We start from the raw sequence: 15,045 nt of genomic DNA on the forward strand, positions 1-15,045 counted from the left end.
GACAGCGGATAGCACATGGGCGGCTTTTTCCACAAACTCGGCACGTTGTTCCGGCGGCAGGACGCACCTGCGCGGGACGGCGGCGTGTCCGACGCCGAAACCGAACGGCTGCGCGCGCTGTACCGCGAGCGCTGCTCGCGCTTCCGTCTGCTGCTGTCCGCCAACAAGAGCGCCCTCGAGATCATGGCCGATATGGAGGAGGCCCTGCGCGGGGTGCGCCCCTTCGGCATGACCTACGTGCGCGGGGCCTGCACCCGCGCGTGCGCCAGCGTGTTCCAGATCGTGCGGCACCTCAACGCGCTGTCCGACAACCGCTGGCCCGAACTGGAAACGAAGTTCGACGAGATCCGCACCGGCATCGAGGCCGTGGTGGCCCCCCACGTGCGCGCGGGCGGCGGGCCGCTGGTGCTGCCCATTGCCGCCACCGGCGTGGACCTGGCCGACCAGACCGGCGGCAAGATGGCCAACCTGGGCGAAATCCGCCGCCGCCTCGGCATCACCGTGCCCGACGGCTTCGTGGTCACGGCCAGCGGCTACCAGCGCTTCATGGAGGCGGGCGGCCTGCAGGAGGAGATCGACCGGCGCATCCAGGCCGCCGACGCCACCCGCCTGGACGAGGTGTTCGCCCTGTCCGCGTCCATCCAGCAGCTCATCCTGGCCGCGCCCGTGCCCGACGACCTGGCCGCGGCCATCACCGCGCAGGTGGAACGCCTGGCCGGGCCGCTGCATTCCCCCCATCCCGGCACCAGCGCCTGCGCGGGTGCGGAGGTGCGCTTCGCCGTGCGCTCCAGCGCCGTGGGCGAGGATTCGCTGGACGCCTCCTTTGCCGGGCAGTACCGCTCCGAACTCAACGTGCCGCCCGAGGACGTGCTGGACACCTTCAAGGACATCGTGGCCAGCAAGTACGGCGTCACCGCCATGACCTACCGCCTGGCGCGCGGCATCCCCGACGAGGACGTGCCCATGTGCGTGGGCTGCCTGGTCATGGTGGACGCGGTGGCGGGGGGCGTTGCCTACAGCCGCAACCCGCTGGACCTGCGCGACAACACCGTGGTCATCAACGCCGTGCCCGGCCTGCCCAAGGCCGTGGTGGACGGCAGTTTCAGCCCCGACGTGTTCGTGGTCTCGCGCGAGGTGCCCATGCAGGTGGCGCAGCGGCAGATCGCGGCCAAGCCCCAGCGCTTCGTGCGCGACCCCATCGAGGGCGTGCGGCTGGAGGACATGCCCGCCGACATGGTGGACGCCCCGTGCATCGACGACGCCCGCGCCCTGGAAATCGCCTCTCTGGCCGCCGGGTTCGAGGTGTTCTACGGCGAGCCGCAGGACATCGAATGGGCGGTGTGCCCCGAGGGCGTGCTGACCATCCTGCAAAGCCGCCCCCTGCGCGAGGCGCGCCACGACGAACTGCCCGAGGGCGAATGCGCGCCGGGCAAGAGCGTGGACGGCGCGGGCGGCGCTGGCGATGGCGCGGCGGCCGAGCCCGGCCCCCTGCAAGGCGGCTACGGCTGCGCCGAATCCGGTCCGCCGGTGCTCCTGCTGGGCGGCACCCCGGTCAGCCCCGGCGCGGGCGCGGGCCTGGCCCACGTGGTGCGCAAGGACATGGATTTGTTGTCTTTCCCCGACGGCGGGGTGCTGGTCATCGAGCGGGCCCTGCCGCGCTGGGCGCCGCTGCTGTCCCGCGCCTCGGCCGTGGTGGCCGAGGCGGGCGGCGCCGCCGGGCATCTGGCCAGCGTGGCCCGCGAATACGGCGTGCCCGCCCTGTTCGGCCTGCCCCGCGCCGCCGAACTTCTGGAGCACGCGGGCATCGTCACCGTGGACGCGGACAACCGCCGCGTGCACCCCGGCCGCATCGAGGAACTTCTGGGCCACGCCCCGCGCCGCAACCTCATGGAGGGCAGCCCCGTGCACTCCGCGCTGGCCGCGGCCGCGCGGCTCGTCCTGCCGCTGCACCTGCTGGACCCGGAATCGCCGCAATTCGCCCCGGCCCACTGCCGCACCCTGCACGACATCACCCGCTTCTGCCACGAAAAGTCCGTGGAGGTGTTGTTCGGCGCGTCCGATCCCATCGGTTCCATGGGCACCGGTCCCGGTGCCCAGCGCCTGGGCAAGCAGCTGCGGGTCAACGGCACCAAATTGCAGTACTGGCTGCTGGACATCGACGGCGGCTTCCGCAAGCCCGTGCCCGGCCCCGTGGTGGACCTGGCCGACATCGCCTCCGCCCCCATGCTGGCCCTGTGGGACGGCATGACCGCCGTGCCCTGGGCCGGGCCGCCCGCCACCGACGCGCGCGGGTTCCTGTCCGTCATGATGGAATCCACCGTGAACCCGGACCTGGAACCCACCGCCGCCACCACCCTGGCCAACCGTAACTTTCTCATGATCTCGCGCGACTACTGCAATCTTCAGGCGCGCTTCGGCTACCACTTCTGCACCGTGGAAGCCATGGCCGCCGACAACCCGCACGAGAACTACGTGACCTTCCAGTTCAAGGGCGGCGCCGCCAGTTCCGAACGCCGCACCCTGCGCGCCCGCTTCGTGGGCGAAGTGCTGGAAGCGCGCGGCTTCCGCGCCGACGTCAAGGACGACGCCCTGTTCGCCTCCCTCGAAGGACTGCCCAAGGAACGCATCCTCACCCTGGTGCGCGGCGTGGGCTACCTGCTCATCCACACCCGCCAGATCGACATGGTGGCCCACAACGAACGCGTGTTCGGCCCCATCCGCGACCGCATCGCCGCCGACATGGCGAGGATTGCGCCTGTTGCGGGGTAGTCTCATCTACTGAAGAGTTTGATGAAAGAAGTAACCGGGGAAAGAAACCTTTTGCGGCAGCCGTTAGGTGAGCGCGAAGCGCGAACCTTACGGATGGAGTCCGCAACGCGTGAAAAGGTTTCTTTCCCCGGACCCCTATCTTCCAAAACTTTTCAATTGGGTAGGGCCTTGGAGTTCCAGTTGGGTGCTTATGTTACGCCATGGCTACGTAGGGGCATCGCGTATAAAAAAGATCCCCCCTAACAAAAAGTTTGGGGGGGTGGGGTTCGGGGAGGGAGACCTTTTTTCGCTTGCGGTCGCCATCCGTAAGGTTCGCGCTTCGCGCTCACCTAACGGCTGCCGCAAAAGGTCCCCTCCCCGATTCATTCTTAAAAAATCTTGGAACAGCCGGTCATCTACAACCGCTTGGCCACCTCGTCCCAGTTCACCAGCTTGTCGAAGAAGGCCTGGACGTAGTCGGGGCGCTTGTTCTGGTAGTCCAGATAGTAGGCGTGTTCCCACACGTCGATGGTGAGGATGGGGGTATAGCCCTGGGTCATGGGGTTGTCGGCGTTGCCGGTCTTCAGCACCTTGAGCACGTCCTTGCCGTTTTCGCGGCCCTTGACCAGCCAGGCCCAGCCGCTGGCGAACTGGGTCTTGGCGGCGTCGGAAAGCTGGGCCACGCAGGCGTCCACGGAGCCGAAGGCGGCGGACAGGGCGTCGGCCACCTTGGCGGGGGGCGTGCCGCCGCCGCCGGGCTTCATGCCCGCCCAGTAGAAGGTGTGGTTCCAGGACTGGGCGGCGTTGTTGAACAGCCCGGCCTTGGCCGGGTCGCCTGCCACGGACTTGACCACTTCCTCCAGCTTCATGGAGGCCAGCGGGGTGCCTGCCACGGCCTTGTTCATGTTGGCGTAGTAGGCGGCGGTATGCTTGCCGTAGTGGAACGAGATGGTGCGCGCGCTGATGGCGGGTTCCAGCCCGTTTTCGGGGTAGGGCAGCGGCGGCATGGGGAAGGCGTCGGGGGCGTCGGCGGCGTGGGCCACCGAGGGACCGAGCAGGCGGGTGCCTGCGGCCACCAGGGTGGCCGAGGCGCACAGGGACATGAAACAGCGACGGGTGAAATTGGACGGCATGGCGTTCTCCTTGCGGATGAAGGTGGACCGCGCCGGGCTCTCCGGAGGTGACCGGGAAATGCCGGAGGAGGCGGTGCGGCGAAACGGGGCGCGTGGCGGCCCCGTGGGGACCGGATGCCGAAGCCCGCATGCGCGCGTGGAAAGAGCGGAGAATCCGGCCGGGCCGGAAATGCGGGCGAGTACGGCCACCATACCATGAATCGCCCATCCCGCAACAGGTGGATGCCGCGAAGAATCTTTTCCCGCGCGAACGCGGAAAAGAAACGGCCCCTCCGCCGGGTGGCGAAGGGGCCGTGGTGGTCATGCCGTCAGGCGGAAGCCTGCGGCGCCGGGGCGGCGCGCGCTATGCTTCCTGCTTGATCTTGGACTTCTTCATGGTCAGGCCGATGCCGTCGAACAGTTCGAAGATGGCGAAGCCGTACCACACGGTATACAGCACATAGAAGACCAGCAGGCCGATCATCACGCCCAGCTTGTCCATGACCTTGGCGGCCGGGATGCCGTAGAAGTTGTAGCCGGTTTCCACGGCGCGCTTCAGCACGGAGTCCACGACGCCGGCTTCTTCCACCATCTTGTTCTTCTGCAGCGCCTTGATCATGGGGTTCAGCCCTTCCCACCAGGCCTCCATGACCGTCATGTGGTCCATGCCCGCGTAGCGTGCGGAAACGGCCTTGCCGTCGTTCTTGTACATGGCGTCGGAGTCGGCCACGGCGGCGGCGAGCAGCGCGCCCAGGTCGCCCTGCACCTTCAGGGTGGAGCCTTCGGCGGTGGCGGTCACGCCCACGGCGGCGAACACCTTGGCGGCGTCGTCAGCCTTCTTGGAGGGGTAGGCCACTTCGACGACCTTGCCCTTCAGCGGTTCGACGCGCTTCTGGGTTTCGGGGATGAAGTAGGACGAGCCCTTGGACAGCTTGTTGAACAGGTCGTCCGAGTATTCCAGGCCGTTCAGGGCCTTGCCGCCGTCACCGGGAAAGAGCGGCATGAAGATCATGAAGAAGACCGCGCAGAAGGAGGCCATCAGCAGAAGGCCCTTCATGAAACTGCTCTTGCTGTGGATAAGCATGTTACGCCTCCGCTCTCAGCTTGCCGATGTTGGCGAAGAACTTGCCGAACACCCAGACGCCGAAGAAGGCCACCACCACCCAGAAGATGATGTTGCCCACGAATTCGATGTTGCCCACCAGGTCCTTGGACAGGGAGATCACTTCCAGTTCCACCAGTTTCTTGGGCAGGGTGGCGGCGCGGTTGATGAAGCCCGCGATGATCGAGATGGCGTAGAAGCCGCGGATGTGAATGCCCTTGACCACCTTGGTGGTCAGCGCGCCGACCTGGATGCCCAGCAGCGAGCCGATGAGCATGCCCATGGCCAGGGTGTAGAACACGTAGCCGTAGATGGCGTACTGGGCGATGGCGCCGAGACCGGCGGTGAAGATGATCTGCAGGATGTCGGTGCCCACGGTGGTCATGGACGACACGCCGAAGATGTACACGAACATGGGGAAGGTGACGAAGCCGCCGCCCACGCCCATGATGGCGGCCAGGATGCCCACCACCATGCCGCCCGCGGCGACGATCCAGCCGGAAATGCGGCGGCCGCCGGGCACGAGGTCTTCGTCGAAGGTGATCATGGGCGGCATGTTCATGGCCTGCAACTTGACGGACAGGCCCGTGGCGCCGCTGCTGCCGCCGTGGGCGTCGCCGCCGCCGCCGGCCTTGCTGGCCTTCAGGAAGTCGAACAGGGCGTAGAAGCCCAGGAAGCCCAGCAGCACCGCGTAGATGGAACTAATGAACAGTTCCGACAGCAGGGGGTCGGTGTTGTACAGGCCCTTGTTGATGGCCCCGCCGATGAAGGTGCCCCCGCCCGAACCGATCAGGAAGGCGATGGCCAGCTTCACCGACACGTTGCCCAGCTTCTTGTGCACCGTGGTGCCCATGATGGCCTTGGCGAAGATGTGGAACAGGTCCGTGCCCACGGCAAGGATGCCCTTGACCCCCGCGGCCATCAGCGCCGGGGTGATGATGAAGCCCCCGCCCGCGCCGATGCAGCCGGTGATCAGGCCCGCGGCCAGACCCACCGCGATGGACACCAGGAATATCTTGGTGGAGTAGAACGCCGGAGCGTAGGCGGTCTTGCTGCCCAGCATGGAGTTCGCCTCGGCGAAGCTGAACATCAGGATCGGCAGCAGCAGGATGCCGAGGATGATCAGTTTCTTCCTGTTCTTGATGATGGACGTGGACACCTCGATATCCCACTGCGCGTGGGCGATGGAGCCAGCCTTCAGGAATTCGAAGACTTGTCTTGGAAAGCTCATTCCGGTTCCTCCGTGAAACTCGATGCGTGATGCATACCCGTTACCCAGCCTCCGCCCCCGTGCACCCCTCGCGGCGCAATGGGACGAGCCGGAAGTAGCAACGGTTGTGCCAAAAGGAACGAATGCGGATATTATGTGATAATATGCTGAGATAGTTTGTTTTATGTGGTGCGGGACAGCGGGGGAGCAGGGCATGTTGCGGAACGCGCACGGACGGGACGGCGCGGCTGTCCGGAATCCTGGCGGCAGCCCGCCAACCGGCCACCGGCGCGACCTGGCGGCGCTGCGGTCCGTGCGGCCCGCGTGAAAGGACAACGCATTGCGGTGGGACGGTTACGGGCGGAGCCCTGGAGTCTTGAAGAATTTTATCTTGAAAAACAGCCAGATATTGTTGTTGCGGGCGCCATCTGCCGGTTGCGGTAGATTACGGTCGGTCTGCCGGGCGTGGGACCGGGGCGAGGTGTCAGCTTTTTTTACACGGCAGCAAGGAATCCGGCGTCCGGCGGGGGAGGAGCGTCCGCATCCTGTACAGTGCCTGCCGGACGCGGTAGGTGAGGTCCATGCCCATACACGCCATCATCTTCGACCTTGACGGCACCCTGCTGGACACGCTGGAAGACCTGGCCGACGCGGCCAACGCTTGCCTGCTGGCGCAGGGCTTTTCCGCCCATCCCGTGGACGCCTACCGCCAGTTCGTGGGCGACGGGGTGGAAACCCTGTTCCGGCGCGCACTGCCGCCGGACATCCCGCCCGGCGTCGCCACGGAGACCGCCGTGGCCGCCCTGGTGGCCCGCATGCGCGACGAATACGGCGCGCGCTGGTCGGCCAAGAGCGCGCCCTATCCCGGCATCCGCGAACTGCTGGCCGCGCTGGCCCCCGCTGGGCTGCCGCTGGGCGTGCTGTCCAACAAGCCGCACGCCTTCACCCGCCTGATGGTGGGCAGCTTCTTCGATGGCGCGGGCAGCGGCGGGGGTGATGCCCCAGGCGGTGCCCCGGATTGCGCCCCTGACGGTGCCCCGGATGACGGACCGCTGGGCCCGTTCGCCGTGGTGGCCGGGGCGCGCCCCGGCGTGCCGCGCAAGCCCGACCCCGCCGCGGCCATCGCCACGGCCCGGGCGTTGGGGGTGGACCCGGCGCACGCGGCCTTCGTGGGCGACAGCAACGTGGACATGCGCACCGCGCGCGGCGCGGGCATGCTGGCCGTGGGCTGCTTGTGGGGCTTCCGGGGAGAGGCGGAACTGCGCGAGAGCGGCGCTTCCGTGCTGCTGGCCCATCCGCTGGACCTGCTGGACCACCTCTAGCTGCCGCTCAGCCTGCCTGCATCGCGTGGCCGGGCTCGCGTTCCCGCAGGCCCTGTTCGCGGATGGCCCGCACGATGGCGCTGGCCAGGGTGGCGGCCTCCACCGGCTTGGTCAGGTAGCCGTCCATGCCCGCCGCCAGGAACTGTTCGCGGTCGCCGCGCATGGCGTGGGCGGTCAGGGCGATGACGGGCGTTGCCGAGCGTGCCCGCAGGGTGCGCGGGTCGAGCCGGGTCCCGTCCTGGCCAAGGGCGCGCAGGCGGCGGGTGGCCTCCATCCCGTCCATGACGGGCATCTGGATGTCCATGAGCACGCAGTCGAAGTCGTCGGCCAGCAGGGCCTGCACGGCCCGTTCGCCGTTGTCGGCCGTGGTCACCCGCGCGCCCATGCTCTCCAGCAGGCGGGTCACCGCCAGGCGGTTCACCGCGTCGTCCTCGGCCAGCAGGATGGCCCGGCCGCGCAGGGCCGGGGCGTCGGCGGCGGGCGGCCCGGCCACGGCTTCCTCCACCTTGTTCACGAAGCGGAAGGGCAGGCTGACGCTGAACGCGGTGCCCGCGTCCGGCGTGCTTTCCACGGCGATGGTGCCGCGCATCAGCCGCACCAGCCGCCGCACGATGGGCAGCCCCAGCCCCGCGCCCTGGTAGCGGCGGGTGGAGGCCGTCTCGCCCTGCACGAACGGCTCGAAGATGTCCTTCAGCCGGTCTTCGGCAATGCCGATGCCGGTGTCGCGCACGGTGAACAGCACCCGGCATCCCCGCGAGCGCGAGGCCTGCACCCGCCACGCCTCCACGGCCACCTCGCCGTGGTCGGTGAACTTCACCGCGTTGCCCACCAGGTTGAACAGCACCTGGCGCAGGCGCATGGCGTCGCCGCGCAGGTGGCGGGGAATGCGCCTGTCCACGCTCACCCGCAGGGTCAGGCCCCGCTCGGCGGCGGGACCTTCGAACAGGCCGCGCACCTCGTCCAGCACGGCCCGCGCCTCGAACGGCTCGTCGTGCAGTTCCAGCTTGCCCGCCTCGATGCGCGAAAGGTCCAGGATATCGCCCAGCAGCAGCCCCAGGCGGCGGCACGACTGGGTGGCCGCGCCCACGTACACCTTGCGCATGGCCTTGGCCGGGTCCGCCTGCAAGAGTTGCAGCATGCCCATGATGCCGTTGAGCGGCGTGCGGATCTCGTGGCTCATGTTGGCCAGGAACTCGCTTTTGGTGCGGTTGGCGGCCTCGGCCGCCTCCTTGGCGCAGCGCAGTTCGCATTCCGCCCGCTTGCGGGCCGAACTGTCGCGCACGATGGCCAGCAGCAGCGGTTCGCCTTCCTCCTCCTCCATCAGGGCCATGCGCACCTCCACCGGCAGCGGCGCGCCGCCGCGCGTGCGGTGCGTGGTCTCGAAGGTGGCCTTGCGGGCCGTCTCCAGTTTCGCGCGCAGCCGGGCGAAGACCCGCTGGTCGAGCTGTTCGTCGATGTCGAACAGGCTCATGCGCAGCAGTTGTTCGCGGGTGTGCCCGGTCTGGTGTTCCGCCTCGGGGTTGGCGTCCAGGATGCGCCCGCCGCCGTCCACGATGTAGATGGCGTCGCCCGCGCTCTCCACCAGCATGCGCAGCCGCAGTTCGCTGCGGCGCAGGGCTTCTTCGGCCCGGCGCTGCTCGGTGACGTCGGTGATGATGGAGTACAGCAGGGGCTCGCCGCGCAGCATCAGGGTGCCGGTGTTGGCTTCCACGTCGCGGATGGCGCCGTCGGCCAGCCGGTGACGAAAGCGGAAACGCCGTTTCTCGCCCCGCGCGGCCGAGGAAAGCTCGCCGCGCAGCTCGCCGGGCGGCAGGGTGTTGATGGCCGAGATGTGCATGGTGCGCAGCACGTCGCGCGGCCAGCCGTAGAATGCGGCGGCGGCGGGGCTGGCGTCGCGGATGGCCCTGGTGGCGGGGTCGATGAGCAGGGCCACCACGTGGTTGTTCTCGAACAGCCCCCGGTAGCGGGACTCGCTTTCGCGCAGGGCGCGGCCGGCGCGCAGCCGTTCCAGTTCCGCCGTGGCGCGCCCGGCCAGGACGCGCATCAGCGCCGTGCCCTCGCCGGTGGGTGGCGCCATGGGCTTGTCGTGGAACACGGCCAGCACGCCCAGGGGGGTGCCGTGCGCGTCGCGCAGGGCAAGGCCCATGTAGGACCGTATGCCCAGCGAGAGATGCAGTTCGGCCTCGGGAAAGGCCCCCTGCACGCCGTCGGGGTACACGCACAGGTCCGGGGAATTGAGGGCCCGCGCGCAGGGGGTGCCGTGCAGGGCGTAGTCGAAGGGCTCGGCCGGGGCGCTGCCCAGCCAGGCGGCCAGCACGCGCAGGGTGTCGCCGCCGTTGTCCGTTTCTCCCGTTTCGTCCAGTCCGTCCGTTTCGTCCAGTCCGGCCAGTCCGTCCCGTTCGTCCCGTGCGTTCAGTTCGCCCACCAGGGCGTAGCGCGCGCCAAGGCCCTTGGCCAGTTGCTGCACCAGCATCCGGAAGAATTCCTGCTCCACCAGCGGCGAGGTGACCTGCACGATGCCGCGCAGGGTGTTTTCCGCCCGGTTCAGGGCGCGGCGGGCGCGGCGGGCGCGGCGCAGGCGCAGGGCCAGCCACAGCAGCAGGGCGGCGGCGGGGAAGATCAGCGCGGCATCGTCGATGAGCCGCCCCCACCATGGCGCGGGGGGCAGGACCCCGGAGGCGGCGTCCTGCGGATAGGTGATGTCCGGCACGGCGGGGTGTGCAGTTGGGGTCGCGGTCACCGTGTTCGCCATGTTTCCGAGGACGGTCGCGACCGTGGCGGCGGACGCCGGAAGGAGGACGCCGGACGGAGCGGCCGCGCCGGGCACGGCGGCTCCGCACAGCACTGCCGCCAGGGCGAGGGTGACAAGCCGGACTGCAATGGATGCGGACCCGGAATGATGCACGCTGGGCATGGCGGTTCCCCGTGATCGGGTGGTGCGCCGGATGCGGCGCGAGGTGTCGTGTGGGGGCATCATACGCCAAAACCCGCGCCGCGCGATATGAAAATATCGTGTTGCCGAAGGCCCCGTGCCGGTGCGGCGGCGGATGACGCGCGGACCGGGTGGACGATGGGATGGACGATGGGCGGGCGATGGGGCGGGGTGCCGGGAAGTCCGTCGCCAGGGCATCGTGCAGGACCGCACCTGCACGAAATAGATGCACCTTTGCCGCGCCTGTGGTATGCGGAAGGCAAGGTGGCCAATCCCCCACCTCAAATTCAAGCACAAGGAGCGGACGCATGAACAAAGCGACGAAACCGGCAAAAGCCAAGCCCGCCAAGCCCGCGGCGGCGGCCCCCTCCCCGCGCGAGGCCCGCAAGGCCAAGGTCATCGAGGTGTTGAACAAGGCGCGCGCCATGGAACTGAACGCCATCACCCAGTACATGAACCAGCACTACGGGCTGGACAACATGGACTACGGCGCGCTGGCGGCGGACATGAAGCTGATCGCCATCGACGAGATGCGCCACGCCGAAATGTTCGCCGAGCGCATCAAGGAACTGGGCGGCGAGCCCACCACCGAGCGCGAGGGCGACCTGGTCAAGGGGCAGGACGTGCGGATCATCTTCCCCTACGACGCCGGGCTCGAGGACGACACCATCGACGCCTACAACCAGTTCCTTCAGGTGTGTCGCGAATGTGGCGACAGCGTCAGCATGAAGCTGTTCGAGACCATCATCGAGGAGGAGCAGGTCCATTTCAACCACTTCGACAACGTGGGCGAACACCTGAAGAACCTGGGCGACACCTACCTGTCGAAGATCGCGGGCACCTCGGCCTCCACCGGCCCCACCACCAAGGGCTTCCTGATCAGCAAGGGCGCCGCCGCCGCGGGCTAGGCCCGCGTGACCCCGCGCCACGAAACGGGCGCGTCGTTCCACGCCCGCGAGGGCGGGACGGGGCGTCCCCGGCATTGCGCCATACGGCGGCACGGCAGCGTGCCGCCGTTTTCGTTGGCGCAGGGCGGAACGATGCGGCGTGGGGAGGGCAGGCGGAAACTGCCGGGAACTGCCGGAAGCTGGGCTGCGCTGGGCCACGCCGCCGGGGGGCTCCGGAATCCACCGCCCGGCCCGGTCACTCCGAAAGGCGCGCGACCCAGGCAGCAGCCCGGCCACCAGCAGGGCCACCCCCCGAGGCTGCCGCACGGCAAGGGGTTCCGGCGTACGCAAGACGCTGTTGAAGCGGAAAGTACATCGAGATCGTTTTTTAGTAATGTATACTTTACTTATTTTGCGTCCGGAGATATTTTTCAGACCATGAAGATACCCAAGGACGACCTTATCGGGGTGCTTGCCCAGTTCAACCCATGGTGGCGGGGCGAGCCGGTGGCGGACCTGCCCGCGTGGCGCCGGGCGGCATTCCGCGAGTTGCACGCATGGGTTGCCGCGCCGCCGGCCCCCCGGGCCGTTCTGGTGTCCGGCGCCCGGCAGGTGGGCAAGACCACGCTGATGCTGCAAAGCATCGCCGAACTGATTGCCGGGGGCGTCCCCCCGGCCAACATCCTGTACGCCACGTTCGACCATCCCCTGTTCAAGCTGGCCGGGATCGAGGCCGTGCTGGAGGCTTGGCGCGCCCGCGAACCCGCCCTGCCGGGTCCGGAATTCCTGTTCCTGGACGAGGGGCAGTTCATCCGGGACTGGGGTACCTGGGTCAAGCATCAGGTGGATTTCTTCCGCCACCGGCGCATCGCGTTCACGGGGTCGGCCCTGCCGCTGCTGGAGGCCGGGCAGGAGTCCGGCGTGGGCCGCTGGCACACCATCAAGCTGACCACCCTGTCCTTCTACGAGTACTTGCAGTTGAAGCGGATCCCCCATTCGGAGATTCCGCCGCTGCGCAGCCTGCGCGAAACGTTCGCCTGGCCCCAGGGCGCGTTCTACCGTGTCGCCGAGATGGCCGCCCCGCTGGTGGGGCATTTCCACGATTATCTGGTGCGCGGGGGCTTTCCGCAGATCGCCCAGGTCGAAAGCGTGACGCAGGCGCAACGCCTGCTGCGCGAGGACGTGATCGACAAGGTGCTCAAGCGGGACATGACGGTGCTGTTCGGGGTCCGCCGCGTGCTGGACCTGGAGCACACCTTTCTCTACCTGTGCATGCATGACGGGGGACTGCTGGATGTTCCCAACCTGTGCAAGAACCTTGAGGTCAAGCGCCCCACGGCGCTGAAGTACATCGACCTTCTCGAGTCCACGCACCTTGTCTACAAGCTGCCGCCGCACGGGTACGGCAAGGATATCCTTCGGGCCAGATACAAGGTGTACCTGGCGGATGCCGCGCTGGCCCCGGCAGCCCTGCTGAAGGGCAAGGGGCTGATCGACGATCCGGTGGCGTTGGGCGTGGCCACGGAAACGGCCGTGTTCAAGCACCTTTTTGCCCGGTACTACGCACGGGACGTGCGGTTCACCTACTGGCGCGACAAGAAGAACCGGGAAGTGGACCTGGTGGCGGACATGGGGGGCAAGCTCGTGCCCTTCGAGGTCAAGTACCGGGCGCAACACGCCGGGGCCGCCGAGTTGCAGGGGCTGCTGGAGTTCATGCGCGAACGCAAGGCCGAACGCGGCTATGCGGTCACCAAGTCACTGGCGGATTTCGGTCCCCTGGCGGGGCACGGCGGCGTCATGCGCATTCCCGCGCCCTTGCTGTGCTACTGGATGGGGCAGGGCGGACTGGACGAACCCATCGAAGCGTGATGGACGGCGCATCGCGCCGGTTCGCGGGCACGACGAAAGGATGGCGCATCCCGCACGGGGTGCGCCTTTTCCTTTCAGAACCGCAGGCGTGGCGCCGCTACTGGCAGACGGGCTTGGCCCCCGGCTGCTGCGCGGCCAGCCAGTCCACCACGGCGGGCTTTTCGGCCTCGCTGACCTGCGCGCCCTTGCCCATCATGCGGGTGACGGTGGTGTTCCAGGCGGCCTTGTCCTTGGCCCCCAGGTTGGCGCAGATGCGCTGGGTGTTGTGACACTTGGTGCAGGCGGACATGACGGTCCCGGCCGGGTCTTGGGCGATGGCGGAAGCGGCGGCAAATACGGCGAAACCGGCAAGGGCGGCGGACACGGCCAGGGCTGGCAGCATCCGGCCACGGAAGGTGGGCATACGGCGCATGGGCTGCTCCTTGGTTGAAGGGGATTGCCGCCATTGTACACGCCCGTGCGCCGGATGCAACGGGATGATGCGGGGGAGGGCGAATCCGGCAGACGAGTCCGGCAGGCGGAGACGGCTGCGGACTGGTCGGGACTGGTCGGAGCGGGGGGATCGGGGGCGGACCGGGCGCGAGGCGGACAGGGGAGCGTGAAGCGGGGGGCGCAGCGGCGTTGGAGGCGGAAGGTTGCCCGGTACCGGGTGTCAGCGCGAGGTCAGGTCGAAGCGTAGGGGCAGGTGCACCCAGGTGGGCACGGCCCGTCCCCCGCGCGTGCCGGGGGTGAACGTCCAACGGGTCACGGCGTCCATGGCGCACTGCTCGAAGATGCCGCCGGGCGTGGCCTCCAGCACGGAAACGTGGCGGGCGCGGCCCTGTTCGTCCACCAGCAGGCGCAGCACCACCCGGCCTTGCGTGCCGGTGCGCCGGGCCGGGTCGGGGTATTCCGGGGGCACCCTGTGGCGCACGGCGGGGCGTACGTCCACGTCGTGCGCCGCATAGCCGAACGGGCCGGGGCCGCCGGATGCTCCGGGTACGCCGGATGCGCCGGACCCGGCGGGGCCTCCTCCCCGTGCGCCCGGTTGCCCGCCGCCGGATTCTCCCACCGGGCCGCCGGGTCCGGGGCCGGTTCCGGCGGATGCTCCGGCAAGTGCTCCGGTGGACGCCCCGTCCAGCCCATGCACGCCGGACAGGCCGTCCGCCCCGGCAGTGCCGGGTGCGGCATCCGCCCGTGCCCCGGTGTCGGCGGCAGGAGTGGCGGGGGGCACCGGTGCGGGCCGTTGCGCATCCGGCCGGGCAGGTTCCGCTTTCGGGGCACGGGCGCCCCGGGCATCGGGAAGGGCCGGGGGCTCTTCCGCGTTGCGCCGCGCGGCATCCCCCTTCTCGGGCTTCGTCCTTCTCGGCGCCACCCGTGCGATTCCGGTCCGGACGGGCGGGGCATCCGGGGTATCCGGGGCAAGGCGTTGTGTCGTGCCGCCAGCCGGGCCGGACACCACCGCCGTTTCACCCGTGGCCGGGCCGTCCCCGGCGCCTCCCGGCGCTCCGCCGGAAAGTCCGGCCAGGCTGACCTCCAGGTACGCCATGCCTCCCTGGCCGCCACCGCCGCCACCCCCCATGGGCAGGGCCAACAGGAAAAAGGCCGCCAGTGCATGCGCCAGCAGCGAACCCCACAGGCACGGCCAGCGCTTCCCGCACAGGCACGACCACCCCAGCCACCACGAACCGCCCTGCCGGGGCGGTTCGCCCACCGGTTCGCTCACCGGTTCGGGCTCCATCGCGGCTGGCGGGCTGTGCGGGGCCATGCGCAGTGCGGTGCGCGCGGCGGGGCCGGGCATGTGCGACTCCTTTCCCGGGGGTAATCCGGCACGGCCGATGAGGTGCCCGGAATCGGCGTGGACCGGGGTGCGGCCCGCCGGAC

10 protein-coding genes are annotated in these 15,045 nt (G+C 68.9%); 4 read left to right on the top strand and 6 right to left on the bottom strand.

The genetic code is table 11. The features are described 5' to 3' along the window. Positions 1-15 precede the first annotated feature (15 nt). The gene (locus tag V6B97_RS03035; protein ID WP_333505017.1) at positions 16-2,769 is read left to right on the top strand and encodes a PEP/pyruvate-binding domain-containing protein; all 2,754 of its coding nucleotides are present in this window, start codon (positions 16-18) and stop codon (positions 2,767-2,769) included. A gap of 395 nt (positions 2,770-3,164) precedes the next feature. On the opposite strand, the gene V6B97_RS03040 is transcribed toward V6B97_RS03035, so the two are convergent. The 3 genes from V6B97_RS03040 to V6B97_RS03050 all read right to left on the bottom strand — a co-directional run bounded on the left by V6B97_RS03040 (position 3,165) and on the right by V6B97_RS03050 (position 6,193). Then, positions 3,165-3,881: a superoxide dismutase gene (locus V6B97_RS03040; protein WP_333505018.1), complete on the bottom strand. Its 717-nt coding sequence runs from the start codon at positions 3,879-3,881 to the stop codon at positions 3,165-3,167. A 343-nt stretch (positions 3,882-4,224) separates the two neighbouring features. Next, positions 4,225-4,944 carry a hypothetical protein gene (locus V6B97_RS03045; protein ID WP_333505019.1) on the bottom strand — a complete coding sequence of 240 codons (720 nt, stop codon included), beginning with the start codon at positions 4,942-4,944 and terminating at the stop codon, positions 4,225-4,227. A 1-nt stretch (position 4,945) separates the two neighbouring features. Beyond that, positions 4,946-6,193: a sulfite exporter TauE/SafE family protein gene (locus V6B97_RS03050; RefSeq protein WP_333505020.1), complete on the bottom strand. Its 1,248-nt coding sequence runs from the start codon at positions 6,191-6,193 to the stop codon at positions 4,946-4,948. Between the two features lie 560 nt (positions 6,194-6,753). Between V6B97_RS03050 and V6B97_RS03055 the strand changes: the two genes are divergently transcribed. Then, complete coding sequence (locus V6B97_RS03055) at positions 6,754-7,494, top strand: HAD family hydrolase (protein WP_333505021.1); 741 nt, start codon at positions 6,754-6,756, stop codon at positions 7,492-7,494. Positions 7,495-7,501: 7 nt separating this feature from the next. Here V6B97_RS03055 and V6B97_RS03060 read toward each other — a convergent pair whose 3' ends face one another. Then, complete coding sequence (locus V6B97_RS03060; protein ID WP_333505022.1) at positions 7,502-10,246, bottom strand: PAS domain-containing hybrid sensor histidine kinase/response regulator; 2,745 nt, start codon at positions 10,244-10,246, stop codon at positions 7,502-7,504. A gap of 488 nt (positions 10,247-10,734) precedes the next feature. On the opposite strand from V6B97_RS03060, the gene V6B97_RS03065 reads away from it, so the two are divergent. Together V6B97_RS03065 and V6B97_RS03070 are read left to right on the top strand one after the other, a co-directional pair. Continuing rightward, positions 10,735-11,334, top strand: coding sequence for a ferritin-like domain-containing protein (locus V6B97_RS03065; protein ID WP_333505023.1), 600 nt, complete (start codon positions 10,735-10,737; stop codon positions 11,332-11,334). Between the two features lie 417 nt (positions 11,335-11,751). Continuing rightward, positions 11,752-13,182: an ATP-binding protein gene (locus V6B97_RS03070; RefSeq protein ID WP_333505024.1), complete on the top strand. Its 1,431-nt coding sequence runs from the start codon at positions 11,752-11,754 to the stop codon at positions 13,180-13,182. Positions 13,183-13,279: 97 nt separating this feature from the next. Here V6B97_RS03070 and V6B97_RS03075 read toward each other — a convergent pair whose 3' ends face one another. After that, a complete protein-coding gene (locus tag V6B97_RS03075; protein ID WP_333505025.1) occupies positions 13,280-13,594 on the bottom strand; it encodes a hypothetical protein in 315 nt (104 codons plus the stop codon). 240 nt (positions 13,595-13,834) lie between these two features. Continuing rightward, positions 13,835-14,962 carry an energy transducer TonB gene (locus V6B97_RS03080; RefSeq protein WP_333505026.1) on the bottom strand — a complete coding sequence of 376 codons (1,128 nt, stop codon included), beginning with the start codon at positions 14,960-14,962 and terminating at the stop codon, positions 13,835-13,837. Between the last annotated feature and the right edge of the window lie 83 nt (positions 14,963-15,045).

This window comes from Nitratidesulfovibrio sp. 1201_IL3209 (assembly GCF_036763125.1).
In the GTDB taxonomy this organism is placed as follows: domain Bacteria; phylum Desulfobacterota; class Desulfovibrionia; order Desulfovibrionales; family Desulfovibrionaceae; genus Cupidesulfovibrio.

Bases quoted from the DNA above. Each gene is read 5' to 3' on its own strand.
- V6B97_RS03065 (WP_333505023.1), top strand. From the start codon at position 10,735: ATGAACAAAGCGACGAAACCGGCAAAAGCCAAGCCCGCCAAGCCCGCG.
- V6B97_RS03050 (WP_333505020.1), bottom strand. From the start codon at position 6,193: ATGAGCTTTCCAAGACAAGTCTTCGAATTCCTGAAGGCTGGCTCCATC.
- V6B97_RS03080 (WP_333505026.1), bottom strand. From the start codon at position 14,962: ATGCCCGGCCCCGCCGCGCGCACCGCACTGCGCATGGCCCCGCACAGC.
- V6B97_RS03055 (WP_333505021.1), top strand. From the start codon at position 6,754: ATGCCCATACACGCCATCATCTTCGACCTTGACGGCACCCTGCTGGAC.
- V6B97_RS03070 (WP_333505024.1), top strand. From the start codon at position 11,752: ATGAAGATACCCAAGGACGACCTTATCGGGGTGCTTGCCCAGTTCAAC.
- V6B97_RS03075 (WP_333505025.1), bottom strand. From the start codon at position 13,594: ATGCGCCGTATGCCCACCTTCCGTGGCCGGATGCTGCCAGCCCTGGCC.
- V6B97_RS03060 (WP_333505022.1), bottom strand. From the start codon at position 10,246: ATGGCGAACACGGTGACCGCGACCCCAACTGCACACCCCGCCGTGCCG.
- V6B97_RS03035 (WP_333505017.1), top strand. From the start codon at position 16: ATGGGCGGCTTTTTCCACAAACTCGGCACGTTGTTCCGGCGGCAGGAC.
- V6B97_RS03045 (WP_333505019.1), bottom strand. From the start codon at position 4,944: ATGCTTATCCACAGCAAGAGCAGTTTCATGAAGGGCCTTCTGCTGATG.
- V6B97_RS03040 (WP_333505018.1), bottom strand. From the start codon at position 3,881: ATGCCGTCCAATTTCACCCGTCGCTGTTTCATGTCCCTGTGCGCCTCG.